This is a genomic window from Mycobacterium sp. TH-M103, assembly GCF_057473785.1.
Genome location: NZ_JBYCLG010000022.1, coordinates 1 through 14,693 on the forward strand (window position 1 = coordinate 1; position 14,693 = coordinate 14,693).

At 73.5% G+C, this 14,693-nt stretch carries 13 protein-coding genes and 1 pseudogene; 10 read left to right on the plus strand and 4 right to left on the minus strand.

Translation table 11 applies throughout. The annotated features are described in order from the left end of the window. The first annotated feature begins 19 nt into the window (after positions 1–19). On the plus strand, positions 20–619 hold the full coding sequence (gene rplQ / locus AC2VOR_RS00875) for a 50S ribosomal protein L17 (protein ID WP_369740384.1): 600 nt from the start codon (positions 20–22) through the stop codon (positions 617–619). Further along, entirely contained in the window at positions 600–1,460 is an 861-nt protein-coding gene (truA, locus tag AC2VOR_RS00880) for a tRNA pseudouridine(38-40) synthase TruA (protein WP_369740382.1), read from the plus strand. The genes rplQ and truA overlap by 20 nt, the downstream gene beginning before the upstream one ends. Here the strand turns inward: truA and AC2VOR_RS00885 are convergent. Both AC2VOR_RS00885 and AC2VOR_RS00890 read right to left on the minus strand, forming a co-directional pair. Then, complete coding sequence (locus AC2VOR_RS00885) at positions 1,457–2,158, minus strand: cutinase family protein (protein WP_369740380.1); 702 nt, start codon at positions 2,156–2,158, stop codon at positions 1,457–1,459. The genes truA and AC2VOR_RS00885 overlap by 4 nt on opposite strands. A gap of 76 nt (positions 2,159–2,234) precedes the next feature. Continuing rightward, positions 2,235–3,146 (minus strand): cutinase family protein, encoded by a 912-nt coding sequence (locus tag AC2VOR_RS00890; RefSeq protein WP_369740378.1) that lies wholly within the window; start codon positions 3,144–3,146, stop codon positions 2,235–2,237. A 145-nt stretch (positions 3,147–3,291) separates the two neighbouring features. Between AC2VOR_RS00890 and eccB the strand changes: the two genes are divergently transcribed. Further along, on the plus strand, positions 3,292–4,677 hold the full coding sequence (gene eccB / locus AC2VOR_RS00895) for a type VII secretion protein EccB (RefSeq protein WP_369741750.1): 1,386 nt from the start codon (positions 3,292–3,294) through the stop codon (positions 4,675–4,677). Here eccB and mycP read toward each other — a convergent pair. Together mycP and eccD are read right to left on the minus strand one after the other, a co-directional pair. Then, positions 4,604–5,893 carry a type VII secretion-associated serine protease mycosin gene (mycP, locus tag AC2VOR_RS00900; protein WP_369740376.1) on the minus strand — a complete coding sequence of 430 codons (1,290 nt, stop codon included), beginning with the start codon at positions 5,891–5,893 and terminating at the stop codon, positions 4,604–4,606. The genes eccB and mycP overlap by 74 nt on opposite strands. Then, positions 5,890–7,227, minus strand: a complete 1,338-nt coding sequence (eccD, locus tag AC2VOR_RS00905; protein ID WP_369740374.1) for a type VII secretion integral membrane protein EccD — start codon at positions 7,225–7,227, stop codon at positions 5,890–5,892. Before eccD ends, mycP begins: the two co-directional genes overlap by 4 nt. Positions 7,228–7,352: 125 nt before the next feature. Between eccD and eccCa the strand changes: the two genes are divergently transcribed. The 7 genes and pseudogenes from eccCa to AC2VOR_RS00940 form a co-directional block, all read left to right on the plus strand. After that, positions 7,353–11,054, plus strand: a complete 3,702-nt coding sequence (eccCa, locus tag AC2VOR_RS00910) for a type VII secretion protein EccCa (protein WP_486963035.1) — start codon at positions 7,353–7,355, stop codon at positions 11,052–11,054. Then, entirely contained in the window at positions 11,051–12,265 is a 1,215-nt protein-coding gene (locus AC2VOR_RS00915) for a type VII secretion-associated protein (protein ID WP_369740373.1), read from the plus strand. Before eccCa ends, AC2VOR_RS00915 begins: the two co-directional genes overlap by 4 nt. 49 nt (positions 12,266–12,314) lie before the next feature. Then, complete coding sequence (locus tag AC2VOR_RS00920; RefSeq protein WP_369740371.1) at positions 12,315–12,632, plus strand: WXG100 family type VII secretion target; 318 nt, start codon at positions 12,315–12,317, stop codon at positions 12,630–12,632. 16 nt (positions 12,633–12,648) lie between these two features. Beyond that, positions 12,649–12,945, plus strand: coding sequence for a WXG100 family type VII secretion target (locus tag AC2VOR_RS00925; RefSeq protein WP_369740369.1), 297 nt, complete (start codon positions 12,649–12,651; stop codon positions 12,943–12,945). A gap of 228 nt (positions 12,946–13,173) precedes the next feature. Further along, the gene (gene rplM, locus AC2VOR_RS00930) at positions 13,174–13,617 is read left to right on the plus strand and encodes a 50S ribosomal protein L13 (RefSeq protein ID WP_369740367.1); all 444 of its coding nucleotides are present in this window, start codon (positions 13,174–13,176) and stop codon (positions 13,615–13,617) included. A gap of 101 nt (positions 13,618–13,718) precedes the next feature. Continuing rightward, complete coding sequence (gene rpsI / locus AC2VOR_RS00935; protein ID WP_369741749.1) at positions 13,719–14,132, plus strand: 30S ribosomal protein S9; 414 nt, start codon at positions 13,719–13,721, stop codon at positions 14,130–14,132. Positions 14,133–14,285: 153 nt separating this feature from the next. Further along, a pseudogene (locus AC2VOR_RS00940) lies at positions 14,286–14,693 on the plus strand (phosphoglucosamine mutase); the annotation flags it as partial.

A 14,693-nucleotide genomic window follows, 5' to 3' on the forward strand; every position in this document is an offset into this window, starting at 1 on the left:
CTAGACAGGAGCGTCAGCAATGCCCAAGCCCACCAAGGGTCCGCGCCTCGGCGGGTCGTCGTCGCACCAGAAGGCCCTCCTGGCCAACCTGGCCACATCGCTGTTCGAGCACGGCCGGATCAAGACGACGGAGCCGAAGGCGCGCGCGCTGCGGCCCTACGCGGAGAAGCTGATCACCCACGCCAAAAAGGGCACGCTGCACAACCGCCGAGAGGTCCTGAAGAAGATCCGCGACAAGGACGTGGTGCACGCCCTGTTCGAGGAGATCGGACCCTTCTTCGCCGACCGCAACGGCGGCTACACCCGCATTATCAAGGTCGAGGCGCGCAAGGGTGACAACGCGCCGATGGCCGTCATCGAACTCGTGCGGGAGAAGACCGTGACCTCCGAAGCCGATCGGGCACGTCGGGTCAAGGCCTCCAAGGGCCAGGAGGCGCCGGTGGCGGCCGACGCGGCGCCGCAGGCGGCGGTCGAGCCGCAGGAAGCGGTCGGACCGACTGCCGAGGAAGTCTCGGTGCCCGAGGTGGCCGAGGCCGACGAGACCGCGGCCGACCAGGCCGAGGCGCCCGCGGTCGGGGAGGTCCCCGCCGACGAGTCCGATGAGGCCGCCGACAGTTAGCGACGAGGTCCGTCTGCGGCTCGACATCGCCTACGACGGAACCGAATTCGCGGGCTGGGCGGCGCAGGTCGGCCAGCGCACCGTCGCAGGGATTCTCGACGAGGCGCTGACGACCGTCTTCCGCACACCGGTGCGGCTGCGCGCCGCCGGGCGCACCGATGCCGGGGTCCACGCAAGCGGGCAGGTGGCGCACGCCGATGTGCCCTTGGTCGCTCTCGCGAACGCCGAGTCGCGCTCCCGGCGGGACGGCGAGCCGGAGTTCCTGCCGTTGCTGCGGCGGCTCGGCCGGTTTTTGCCCAGCGACGTCCGGGTGCTCGAAATCGGCCGTGCACCTGCAGGTTTCGATGCCAGGTTCTCGGCCCTGCGCCGGCACTACCGGTACCGGTTGTCGACGGCGCCCTACGGTGTGGAGCCGCAGCAGGCCCGCTACGTCACCGCGTGGCCGCGTTTCCTGGACCTGGAGGCGATGACCACCGCGTCACGAGACCTGCTGGGACTGCACGACTTCGCGGCGTTCTGCCGTCACCGCGACAACGCCACCACCATCCGCGACCTGCAGCGCCTCGAGTGGTCGCGTGAGGGCCACCTGGTCACCGCGCACGTCGCCGCGGACGCGTTCTGCTGGTCGATGGTGCGGTCGCTGATCGGGGCGCTGCTGGCCGTCGGCGAACATCGCCGCCCGGCCTCCTGGTGCCGCGACCTGCTCACCGCCACGGCGCGGTCCAGCGAATTCGCGGCCGCGCCGGCGCACGGGCTGACGCTCATCGGCGTCGACTACCCGCCAGACGACCAACTGGCCGAACGGAATTCGGTCACGCGGGGCATTCGTACCCGCGACTAGAGCTTGGCGGCGACGAAGCTGGCAGCCTGATCCACCAGGCCGGAATCGATGTACGAGGGCTGGAAATGCGACGGCCAATTGGTGCCGTTCGAACAGATCGGGTCTCCGGGTGCGCACTGATCGATCGTCTTGCCGGCGAACGCGGGACTGAAATTGCGCAGCGGCCCGAGGATTCGGCGCGTGCCGTTGCCGAACAACGCGACGGCCGCGATGTGGTCGGCCATCGCCGGTGGGAGGGGATTGGTGAACCCGAAGGACGGTTGGGTCACCGCGACCACGAGGTCAGTGGCAGCGGCGCCCAGCGAGTAGCCGCCGAGGACCATGCGGGTCTTCGGGCAACTCCTCGCCATGGACTGGACGTGCGCGCTCATGTCGTCGGCGCCCTTGGCGGGGCTGATGTCGGCGGGATAGTTCACCCCATACGACGCGATCGGCATCTTCGGCACCTTGGGGCGCAGCGCGTTGACGAACGCGTTGCCGACGTAGCCGGGGCCGGGTGGCTCCTCTCGGCCCCGCGCGAAGACCACCTCGGCGGCCGGGCAGGGCGACGCCGCCGCCGGCCCGGGCGCCACCGCAGCCGCGATCAGGCAGGCCGGGCCGAGCAAAGCGGCGCCCAAATGACTCGCCAGCCGGCCAGCCGCATTCGGCCTGCCGCTCGAACTGCCTTGGAGCAGAGGGGCGCCCACGCGAAGCCGCATGGGCCGATGGTAACGACGCGACCGGCCCGGTCAGCCGATCACCGCCGAGGGCTCCATAATCGTTATCGACGCAGCGTCAGTAGACGACGGACACCAGGTCGGGCGCGCGTGGCGGCGGGGACGACTGGGACGGCGGCGGCACATTGTCGTGGATGGACGGGCCCGACCCCGGCGGCAACGGGCCGGCCGGTGTCTGCGGCCCGGGCGCCTGCGGGGAGCCGCCGGGTGCCTGCGGGCCGAACACCGGCACCTGCGGGCCGAACCCGGGCACCTGCCGGCCCGTCCCGGCCAGCAGCTTGGACGCCACGAAAGCCGCCGCCTGGGTGGTGTAGACCGGGACATAACCCTCGGTGTGTCCGGTCCATTCGTTGCCGGGGCCCGCGTGGCAGATCGGGTCGGTGGGGTTGCACAGGTCGATCACCTTGGAACCGAACAGCGAACTCTGGGCCGCCAGCGAGCGGCCGGACCGGTCGGCCACGTCGCCGAACACGGCGACCGCCGCGACGTCGGCGGCGTACTGGGGCGGTAGCGAACTGCCCCAGTTGATGCCGCCGATGGGGACCCCGCTCACGATGTCGATGACGTCGGCGCCCTGCGAGTAGCCGCCCAGCACCAGCTTGGTGGTGGGGCACGACGACGTGAAGGACTTGATGTGCGAGATGACGTCGTTGGCCCCGTCCCCGGTGTGGATCTGCAGCTTGCTGGCGTTGTAGTTGACCGCGTACGTCCCGATGTCCAGGCCGCCGGCCTGCTGGCGCAGGGAGTCGACGAACGCTTCGCCGACCCGCCCGATGCCGGCGGGCTCGTTGGTTCCGCGGGCGAAGATGACCTGCGCGTCCGGGCAGCTGTCGGCTGAGGCGACGGGGACGGCGCCGGACGTGCTCAGCAGCCCCGCGGCGCCGGTCAGAACGGCGGCCCCCAGGCCCACCCAGCGACCCCCCGACCGCGCGCCGGCCGCCCGACGGCCACGTGTGCGGTGCGAAAACATGCGCCAATGTTAGCCGTAACCAGGCCGGACGACACCCCGGCGGCTGTGGATGAACTGTGCGCGGGCACCCGCACGCGGGCTACCGTGAGGCCCCACGGATTCGGGACGGATCGTGGGGAGACGCGGACGGGGGGAGGGCGGCGGGGTGCCGGGCCGGTCGACGACGGCGCTGCAGGTCAGCGGTTACCGGTTTTTGCTGCGCCGCGTCGAGCGCGCCCTGGTGGGGGGCCGGTCGTTGTCGGCGCAGCCGGCGCCGCTGACCCTCGGCTGGGTTCTGGTGGCGGTCGCCGTGGCCGGCTGCGCCGTGTTGGCCCTGCTGCGGCCGCAGGTGGGGCTCGACCGGGAGCGGATCGTGGTGGCCCGGGAGTCCGGGGCGCTGTACGTCCGCGTGGGCGACACCTGGCATCCGGTGCTCAACGCGGTGTCAGCGCGGCTGATCGCCGGCGCCGACACCAGCCTGAGGCTGGTGTCCGAGGCGGACCTGCGTCGCACCAGACGCGGCCCGCTGCTTGGTATTCCGGGCGCCCCGGCGCTCATCGGAGTGGTGCTGCCCGCGGCGGAGTCGGTGTGGGCGGTCTGCGACGGCGGGGGGCCCGGCGGCGAGGCCACGACGGTCGTCGTCGGACGCACCGACGCCTCGGCTGCCCGTCGCCTGGCCGACGGGCAGGCACTCCTGGTCGCGCCCGGACCGGGCCCACCCGCCTACCTGCTCTACGCGGGTCGCCGGGCCGTTGTCGACCTGACCGACGCCGCCGTGGTGCGCGCGCTCAGGCTGGAGGGCCGAGCGCCGCGGGCCGTCTCCCGGTGGTTGCTGGACGCCGTCCCGGAGGCGCCGCCGATCACGGCACCGCGGATCGCCGGAGCGGGCCGTCCCTCTGCGGGGTTGCCGGGCTTTGCGGTCGGTGGTGTGCTGCGCATCACACGCGGGGACGGTGACGAATATTACGCGGTCCTGCCCGCCGGGGCTCAGCGGATCGGCCGGGTGGCCGCGGATCTGCTGCGTCTCGGCGACTCGCACGGGATGGCCGAGGTCCGCACGGTGCCACCCGACGCGATCCGCGCCGCTCCGATAGTGACGACGCTGCCGGTGGGCGGCTTCCCCGACCGGGCACCGGACCTGGCCACCGCCGCCGGCACGGTGTGCGTCGCGCAGGACCCGGCCGCGCCCGCGGGCAGCGTCGGGTTCCTGACGGGGGACCGTCTCCCCCTGCCGTTCGGGCAGGCGCCGGTGACGTTGGCCCAGGCCGACGGGGGCGGTCCCGCGCTGGACGCGGTGTATCTGCCGCCGGGTCGCAGCGCCTACGTGCGGGCCGGCCGGGACGCCGAACGATACCTCGTCACCGATACCGGGGTGCGCTTCGCCGTCCCCGACGACGACGCGGCGCACGACCTCGGCCTCGCGGAGGCGGTTCCGGCGCCGTGGCCGATGGTGGCGGCGCTGCCGTCGGGACCGGAACTCAGCCGGCCCGCCGCGTCGGTGGCCCGGGATGTCGTCGCCGGCTCCGAGCGGCCCGGGCGGCCAGCGCGATGAGGCAGATCGCCGCACCGCCCAGCGCGGTGTTGCGCGCGTCCCGATTCGGGGACGTCGACGGTGCCGCGGGGGTCGGCGTCGCCGACGGTGCCGCGGCGGCAGGGGCGCCGGGCGGGCCGGAGTCGGTGCTGACTGCGGCCAGGGCATCGACCGTCCCGTGACCGACGAGTGGATCGCGCCCGGCGGGCGGGTGGTGCGCGGTCGACTCGATGCGCCGCATCACCTGCCGCGCGGTCAGCGCCGGGAAGCGGGCCCGGATCAACGCCGCCACCCCGCTGACGACGGGCGCAGCGAAGCTGGTGCCCGATACCGTGCACCCGAGCGGGCTCACCTGCTCGCCGGTCGCGGCGACGTCCACCCAGGGGCCGGCCAGCGTGAACGGCGACGGCGCTCCTGCGGCGTTCACCGAACCGACCGTCAGCACGTAGTCGTCGTACCAGGCCGGACTGACCGCGACCGTGGCGGTGTCCCAGGTGACGTCCTGCTTCTGGGTGGGACACTGACCCGGGCCGCCGGTGTTGCCCGCCGCGGCGACGACGACGGCGTTCTTGACGTCGACGGCGTAGCTCAGCGCGGCGCCCAGCGCCCGGTCATCGAGCACGGAGGAGGCCGGAACGCAGGCGACCGCGGAGATGTTGATCACCGAGGCGCCGAGATCGGCGGCCGTGCGGACGGCTCTGGCCAGCGTGTCGACGTCCCCGACGCCGGTGCGGGACCGGTCCGCGGTAGGGGCGAACTTCGCGCTGGACTGACGGATGCCGATCACGGTGGCATCGGGTGCGACCCCGCCCCGTCCCGCGGAATCCGTTGCGGCGGCGATCATCGCGGCCACCAGCGTGCCGTGGGCGTCGCAGTCGCGGGTACCGTCGCCGGTGGACACGTAGTCGCCTCCGGGCACCACGGCGGGTAGCCGGGGGTGCGGGGAGACGCCGGTGTCGATCACCGCGACGCGTTGACCCGCCCCACGCGTGAGCCGCCAGACCCGCGGCAGGTCGAGGTCGGCGAGCGGGTCGGCGGCCGGGGCGGGACCGCTGGTGAGCGGCGCGCACACGTCGCGCTGCGCGGTCGGCGCCGGCGGTGCCGGCGGCGTCGGCGGCGGCAGCCACCGGTCGTCGACCTGCGGCGGCGAAACCGCATGGACGGCGGGCGTTCCAAGCTGGCACAGCCCCACCAGCGCCGTGACCGCCAGCAGGCGCCCGGCACGAGACGGCGTCACCGGAGGTGGATTCCGCGGACGGCGCCGTAGACGCCGCAGATCCAGCACGCGAGCGGCGCCATGGAGAGCAGCGCAAGCCATTCCAGCAGCCCGAGGCCGCGGCGCAGCGGGGGTGGCAGCGACAGGTCGGGGACGGCGAAGCCCAGGCACAGCGCCGCGGCGGCCAGCAGCGCCGTGGCCGCGGCGATGACCGGGCCCCGATCGGGCGCGCCGAGCGCCGTAGCGGCGAATACCGCTGCGAGGACGACGAACCCGGCGACGGCCGGCGGCAACGCCCGCCTGGCGTCGACCTCGCGGGCCCTCGACAGCAGCAGCGCCCCGGTGACGGCGGCAAAGACGAGGCGGGCCAGGCGTGGTCCGCCGGCCAGCGCGGTGACCAGGGCACCGAGGGCGGCCGAGGCGGAGAATGCGCCGGCCAGGCTGGTCGCCCAGCGGTCGGCGCGGACCGCCCTGGCGGCCACCCGGTCCCCGTCGGGTGCGACGGCATCGAGGCGCGGCGACAGGCCTGCCGCCACGATGGACATACGCCCCGAGGCTTCCAGCAGGCCGAGGGATGTCAGCGCGGACGCCGCACCGATCGCCGATGGCGGGGCCCCGGTCAGCACACCCGCGCACGCGGCGGCGGCGACGACGAGCGCCACGCCAGCCAGCGCGGTCAATCCGGGTGTGCCGCTGGTAGATACGCGCATCGACAGCACCGATGCGACCGCGGCCGTCGTCGCGGCCAGCAACACGCCCGGCGCGCCCGGGGGGCCGGGAACGGCCAGGAATCCGGCGACCGCGGCGAGCAGGGTGGCGATCACGCCCAGCGCGAGCCCGGCCGTGGGGTCCCGGTCCGCCCCGCGGGCAAGCACTGCGGACATCGCGGCGACCGTGCCGGCCACGGCGGCCGTTCCGGCGGGTACGTTGCCGCAGAAAGCGTTCTCGATGAGCGCGAGGCCCCCGACGCCGGCCAGGCCGACCGCCGCGACGGCAGCCGCGGTGCGGGCCGCGTGGCGGCCGTCGGGCGGGCCTGCCGCGCCGAGCGCGACCGAGACCGCCTCGGCGAGGTCGTCGTGGCGCGGCGCGGGCGGCGGCGGGGCGCACTGGCTGAGTACCAGAACGGCACCGTCGTGGATGCCGTTGTGCGCCAGCGTCGTTGACCCGGCCAGCGCGGGCAGCCCCGGTGGGGACAACCGGTAGCGGGTCGCCTCGGCGGCACCGGCGGGACCGTGCATGATGTCGAGGATCGACGGGATGAGGGCGGCCACGGGCACGTGGGCGGGCAACGCCAGGTCCGCCGCGGCGGCACCGGCGTGCACACACACCCGGCACAGCTCGTCGGATGCAGGCAATGTGCGTCCCCTTCGCTCGAATCACCGTCACGTTAACCGGTTTCCGGTCGGGCCGGTGTCCGGCTGTCCACAGCTGACTTGCCGCCGGAAGCGCGGCTGCCTACCGTCCCCGGGCGTGGGCCGCGATGACGCGTGATTTTGTGCCCCCGCCGCGGAGTCAGCCGCCAGCGGTCGCGGCGGCGGACATCGTGGTCGAGGCCCCGCCCGACCTGCCGGCCCCCGCGTCGCAGGGTCCGCTGCTGCGCCTGCTCCCGCTCGTGGCCTCGCTCGCGGCGGCGGGAGCCATGGCGGCGTCGTCGCTGTCGGGGTGGGGCGGGGGCCGCGCCCCGGTGTTTCTGGCGTTGCCCGCGATGATGCTGCTCTCGACCGTGGCAACGGTGACCGCCGGGCGGGGGCGCAGCGGCGATATCGACGCGGCCCGCGCCGCCTACCTTGAACATCTGAGCAGCCTGCGCCAGTCGGTGGCCGAAGTCGGAGCGGCGCAACGCGTTTCCGAGCGCTGGCGTCATCCCGACCCGGACACGTTGTGGACGATGACCGGCGGCCCGCGGATGTGGGAGCGGCGCCCGGCCGACGCCGACTTCTGCCTGGTCCGGGTCGGCGTCGGTGCCCGGCCGCTCGCCGCCCGCCTTGTGGTCCCGCAGCTACCGCCACGCGGAGCCGCAGACCCGGTGACCACCATGGCCATGCGGCGGTTCGTCGAGACCCATGCGATGGTCGCCGACGTGCCGATCGCGATCGGGTTGCGAGCCGGTGCGACCGTCACCCTCGGGGGTGATCCGGCGGCGGTGCGGGGACTGCTGCGGGCCATGATCTGCCAGCTGGCGGTGCTGCATCCCCCGGATCGACTGCTGATCGCGGCTGCGGTAGGCGACCGCTGCCGCGCGCACTGGGAGTGGCTGAAGTGGTTGCCCCACAACGCCCATCCCGCCGAAACCGATGCGCTGGGACCCGCCCGCATGGTGTACCCGAGCGTTGCCGGGGCGCTGGCGGCACTGGGGGGCCTGCGGGACGCGGTGCGAGCGGTGTTGATCGCCGACCTCGACGAGCACGCCGACGCGACACCGGGCGTCGTCGTCATCGCGGTCGCCGGCGGCCGCGACGGCGCACCCGTGTCGATAGTTCAGGCCGGCGAGACGGATACCGTGACGCGTCCCGATCGGCTCGACCCGGTGGAGGCGATGACATGCGCGCGCCGGCTGGCGGCCTACCGGGTCGGGGCCGACGGCCGGGCCGTGGGGTCCGGATGGGCGGCGCTGGCCGGGATCGGCGACATCGGGGGATTCGACCCGATGCCGTTGTGGTGCGGCGCAAGTGGTCGTGAACGGCTGTGCGTTCCCCTGGGCTGCGCGGCCGACGGCACGCCGCTGCGGCTCGACATCAAGGAGCCCGCCGACGGCGGCGCCGGCCCGCACGGGCTGTGCGTGGGGGCCACCGGATCGGGCAAGTCCGAGCTGCTGCGCACCGTCGCGCTGGGCATGATGGCGCTCAACTCACCGGCTTCGCTCAACCTGCTCCTCATCGACTTCAAAGGTGGTGCAACGTTTCTCGATATGGTGCGCGCCCCGCACGTGGCCGCGGTCATCACCAACCTGGCCGACGACGCGCCGCTGGTGGCGCGGATGCGCGACGCATTGGCCGGCGAGATGAACCGCCGCCAGGAGCTGTTGCGGTCGGCGGGGTGTGGCAGCGCCGCGGCCTACGAACGGGCCCGGACCGACGGTGCCGCGCTCAGCGCGCTGCCGTCGTTGTTCGTCATCGTCGACGAATTCTCCGAACTGCTCGGCCGCCATCCCGACTTCGCAGAAACCTTCGTCGCGATCGGCCGGGTGGGGCGCTCGCTGGGCATGCATCTGCTGCTGGCCAGTCAGCGCCTCGAGGAGGGCAGGCTGAGGGGCCTGGAGGCCCACCTGTCCTACCGGCTGTGCCTGAAGACGCTGTCCCCCGGGGAGTCCCGCCTGGTGTTGGGCACGTCCGCCGCGTTCGAATTGCCGAACACGCCCGGCGCGGGCTACCTGCGCGCGGGCAGCGGCGAGCCGGTCCGTTTCCAGGCCGCCTTCGTGTCGGGGCCGGTGCGGACGGAGCCGTCGCCCGACGTGCCGGCCGCGGCGGCGGCCACGGTGCGCCCGTTCGGCACGCGGGCGGCCGGACCGGTGGCGCGTGTCGCGGCGTCCGGCGGCGCGCCGGCGCCGACGGTGTTGCACGCGCTCGTGGACCGGTTGTCGGGGCACGGGCCGCCCGCGCACCGGGTGTGGTTGCCTCCGTTGGGCTCGTCGCCGGCGCTGGCCACCCTGTTGCGCGCGGCCCCACCGCATGCCCTGGCGGTTCCCCTCGGCCTGGTCGACCGGCCGCTGCAGCAGCGCCGGACGCCGCTGCTGGCCGACTTGTCCGGGGCCGCAGGCAATGTGGCGGTCGTCGGGGCACCCCAATCCGGCAAGTCGACGGCGTTGCGCACACTGATCACCGCGTTGGCCGCCACCCACGATCCGGGCGAGGTCCAGTTCTACTGCCTGGATTTCGGCGGCGGGGCGCTGGCGGCGCTGCGCGACTGGCCGCACGTGGGCGCCGTCGCGGGCAGGGCCGAACGGCGACTCGCGGCCCGCGTGGTCGCCGAGTGCGAGTCGGTGGTGCGGTCGCGGGAGGCCGTCTTCGGCGAGCACCGCATCGACTCGATCGCCCGGTATCGCCGGCTGCGCGCGCAGCGCGCGGCACCGCGGGCCGATCCGTTCGGCGACGTGTTCCTGGTGATCGATGGCTGGGGGGCCCTCCGGCACGAGCTCGAGGAGCTGGAAGCGCCGATCACCGCCCTCGCCGTCGACGGGCTTTCGTTCGGTGTGCACGTGGTGCTGTCGGCGGCACGGTGGGCCGACGTCAGGCCGTCGCTGCGGGACCAGATCGGCACCCGCGTCGAGTTGCGGCTCGGCGATCCCGCCGACTCCGAACTCGACCGCAAGGCCGCCCAGCACGTGCCCCGCGACAGGCCGGGCCGCGGCCTCTCGCCCGACGGCATGCACATGGTCATCGCCGTGCCCGAGGACGAGATCCCGCACGGCGACTCGTCGGCGCCCCCGATAGCGATGTTGCCTTCGCAGGTGGACCATCGCGCCGTCGTGAGCGGTGCGGGTGCCGTGCCCCGGGCGGGGGTCCTGCTCGGCATCGAGGAGCGCCGATTGCAACCGGTGGTGTTCGATTTCGAACGCCATTCGCACCTGCTGGTCCTCGGGGACAGCGAGTGCGGAAAGACCGCCGCCCTGCGCGTGCTGTGCCGGGAGCTCGCGCGGAGCGCGAGCGTGGCCGAGGCGCACCTGCTGATCGTCGACTTCCGTCGCGCGCTGCTGGGCGCGGTCGAGACCGGGCACGTCGGCGGCTACGCCGCCTCGCCGGCGGCGCTGGCAGCGCTGCTCCCCGGGCTGCTGGACCGGCTGCGGCGGCGGATGCCCCCCGCGGATGCGACCCAGGAACAGCTGCGGACCGGGTCCCGATGGTCCGGGCCGGACATCTACGTGCTGGTCGACGACTATGAACTGGTCGCCGCGCCGTCGGGCAACCCGCTGGCTGTGCTCGTCGAATACCTGCCCCATGCAAGGGATTTGGGCCTGCATCTGGTGCTCGCGCGGCGCGGCGGGGGCGCCGAGCGCGCGCTGTTCGAGCCGCTGCTGGCGGGCCTGCGCGATCTGGGTTGCGCAGAACTGAGGATGAGCGGATGCCCCGGCGGCGGCGCGCCGTTCGGTTCCGGCCGACCGATCCGGCTCCCGCCGGGGCGTGGGGTGCTGGTCACCCGGCCCGGTGACGAACAGCTGATCCAGGTGGCCTGGAGCCCGCCGTGAGTGCGCACCGCGCGGTCATCGAGGCAGGGCCCGGCACCGTGCGCCGGTTATGTTGTGCGGCAGACGCTTCCGCCGCGTCAAGGGTCACGGCGGCGGCCCTGGGGGCGATCGACGACCCGGTGGCGCTGGTCGGGGAGCGGCCGGTGGGCGTCGACGCGCTGTGGCGCGCCGCGCTGCGGTCGGCGCTTTGTCCGGAGGCCCGGGAAGCGCTGGTGCTCGTGCACCCGTCGTGGTGGTCGCTGGCGCGCGTCGGCCTGGTCAGCGCGGCCGCGGGGAGGCTCGCCGCCGACGTGCGGGCACGCCCGCGGTCGTGGCTGTTGGCCAGAGCGGCCACGGGCGCGGCGGCGGTGGTGGTGGAGATCACCGAGCGGTTGGTGGTGATCACCGGGGCCGAGGTGGTGGCGATACCCCGCGCGACGCGGCGGCACCGCCTGGCCGAGGAGGTCGCGGCGGTGGTCGCCGGGACGACGGGCACCGTGGTCCTCGACGCGCCGGGCGCCGTCACGGGGGCGGCGGCGCTGGCGAGATCGCTCGCCGCGGCGGCGCGCAGTGGCGGGCGCGCGGTCGTCACCGTCGACGAAGCCAGCCTGGCCCGGCTCGCCCGGTCGATTGAACCGGCCCCGGCCCGCGCCCCCCGGCACCGGGTTGCGCGCTCTGGCGGGGGCTCTCGTCCGCGTGCGCGGTTGCGCGCCGGGTTCACCGCCGCCGTCGTCGCGCTGGCCGCGGCAGCCCTGGCCGTGGCCCCGGGCGGACGTCACGCCGCAACACCCGCCCCCGCCGCGGCCCCGACGCTGCTGGTGGAGGGCAGGGTGGCGCTGTCGGTTCCGGCGGGCTGGCCGGCCCGGCGCGTGGTCGCCGGTCCGGGTTCGGCGCGGGTGCAGGTCACCTCGCCGTCCGATCCCGAGGTCGCGCTGCACATCACCCAGTCCTCCGTGCCCGGTGAGGCGCTCAGCGGCGCCGCCGAGCGGCTGAAGCGGGCCATCGACGCCGAGCCGGCCGCGGTGTTCGTCGACTTCGATCCGTCGGGCACCAGCGCGGGCCGCCCCGCGGTCACCTACCGCGAGGTGCGCGCCAACCATCACGTGCGGTGGACCGTGCTGGCGGACGGCGAGGTCCGGATCAGCGTCGGGTGCCAAAGCCGGCCCGGTGGCTATGAAGCCGTGCGCGACGTGTGCGAGCGGGCGGTCCGCTCCGCGCATGCGATCGGATGATTGTCGAACCCGGTGGAACCGGAAGCGGGCCGCCGCCGTCGAACCTGATATGACGACCTCCAACACACTAAGCGCCGACTTCGACCTGATGCGCTCGGTCGCGGCCACGGCGGACGCCCGCAACGAAGAACTGCGCGCGATGCTGCAGGCATTCATCGGCCGCATGGGCGGTGTCCCGCCGTCGGTGTGGGGTGGGCCCGCGGCGGCGCGGTTCAAGGAGGTGGTGGATCGCTGGAACGCCGAGTCGGTACGGCTGCACCACGTCCTGCACGCCATCGCCGAGACCATCCGATACAACGCGACCACCCTGCAGGAGGCTGCCGAACACCACGCCCACCGCGTCGCCGCCTCCGGTGGACACCTGTGACCGGAGAGGAGTAGCCGTGGATCCGGTGCTGTCCTACGACTTCGGCGAAATCGAATACGCCGTGCGGCAGGAGATCCACGCCACGTCGACAAGGTTCAATGCCGCGCTGGAGGAATTGAGGTCGCAGATCGCCCCGCTGCAGCAACTGTGGACCCGCGAAGCGGCGGCCGCCTATCAGGTGGAGCAGCTGAGGTGGCATCAGGCGGCGACCGCGCTCAACGAGATCCTCGTCGACCTCGGCAACGCGGTCCGCGACGGCGCCGAGGAGGTGGCCGACGCCGACCGCCGGGCCGCCGGCATCTGGGGGCGCTAGCCGTCGCGCCCCCGCAGGCTGCTGTGTGGTCCCGGCGGAGGAGAGCCGCCGGGACCACACAGCAATTTTGACCTGCGGGTACGTCCGTCGGTAAGCTGCTCCGTTGGCGTCCGGTAACGCCGGGGCCTCGGGTCAATGTCGGTCGCCGAGACCAGCCCCACCGTGTGACGCCTGACCGGCACCCGGGTCGCACCGGGATCCACCCCGAGAAGAGATTAGGTAAGCGCTGTGCCCACTTATGCGCCGAAGGCGGGTGACACCACGCGGTCGTGGTATGTCATCGACGCCACGGACGTGGTGCTTGGCCGTCTTGCCGTCGCGGCAGCCACCCTGCTGCGCGGCAAGCACAAGCCGACGTTCGCCCCCAACGTCGATGGCGGAGATTTCGTCATCATCATCAATGCGGACAAGGTCGGCATCGGCCCCGAGAAGCTGCGCGACAAGCTGGCTTACCGCCACTCGGGATATCCCGGCGGCCTGCGCAAACGCACCATCGGCGAGCTGATGCAGAAGCACCCCGACCGCGTGGTCGAGAAGGCGATCGTGGGCATGCTGCCCAAGAACAAGCTCAGCCGGCAAATCCAGCGCAAGCTGCACGTCTACGCCGGCCCGGAGCATCCCCATGCCGCGCAGCAGCCGGTTCCGTTCGAGATCAAGCAGGTGGCCCAGTGACCGAGACGACCGAAGCCGTGGAAGAAGCCACGGAAGCCGCGGCGGCGCCGGAAGCCTCGGCGGAGGTCCCGGAGACCCCCGAGGCCGTCGGGGCCGCCGGGGTGCCCGCCGGCGACTCCTACGTGTTCGAGCGGCCCATCCAGACCGTCGGCCGCCGCAAGGAGGCGGTGGTGCGGGTGCGACTGGTGCCCGGTACCGGCAAATTCGACCTCAACGGGCGCAGCCTGGAGGCCTACTTCCCCAACAAGGTGCACCAACAGCTGATCAAGGCCCCGCTGGTCACCGTGGACCGGGCGGAGAACTTCGACATCTTCGCCCACCTGACCGGCGGCGGGCCCTCGGGCCAGGCCGGTGCGCTGCGTCTTGGCATCGCCCGGGCGCTGATCCTGGCGTCGCCGGAGGACCGCCCCGCGCTGAAGAAGGCGGGCTTCCTCACCCGTGATCCGCGTGCCACCGAGCGCAAGAAGTACGGCCTGAAGAAGGCGCGTAAGGCGCCTCAGTACAGCAAGCGCTGATTCGGCGGTCACTTTCTGGCCGCCACGCGGCATCTCGCACGAGACGTTGTGCGCGTCCTTCGGCGTGTCTGCGCGCTGTCCTACGCGATTTCGGTCAGAAAGGAACGGGCACGTTAGGTGCTGGACCGTCCAAACTGTGAGAGGTTTGTCCGCATGGGTCGACTATTCGGCACCGACGGTGTTCGTGGGGTCGCCAATCGCGAATTGACGGCCGAGCTGGCGCTGGCGCTGGGCATGGCCGCAGCCGGGCACCTCGCGCGGCCGGGCGGACCCGGCCGGCGGGTGGCCGTGGTGGGCCGGGACCCCCGCGCCAGCGGGGAGATGCTGGAGGCCGCGGTGATCGCCGGGCTGACCAGTCAGGGTGTCGACGCGCTGCGGGTCGGGGTGCTGCCCACCCCGGCCGTGGCGTACCTGACCGGTGCCTATGACGCCGACTTCGGCGTCATGATCTCGGCGTCGCACAACCCGATGCCCGACAACGGCATCAAGGTGTTCGGTCCCGGCGGCCGCAAACTCGACGACGACAGCGAGAACCGGATCGAGGAACTCCTCGCCGCCGGG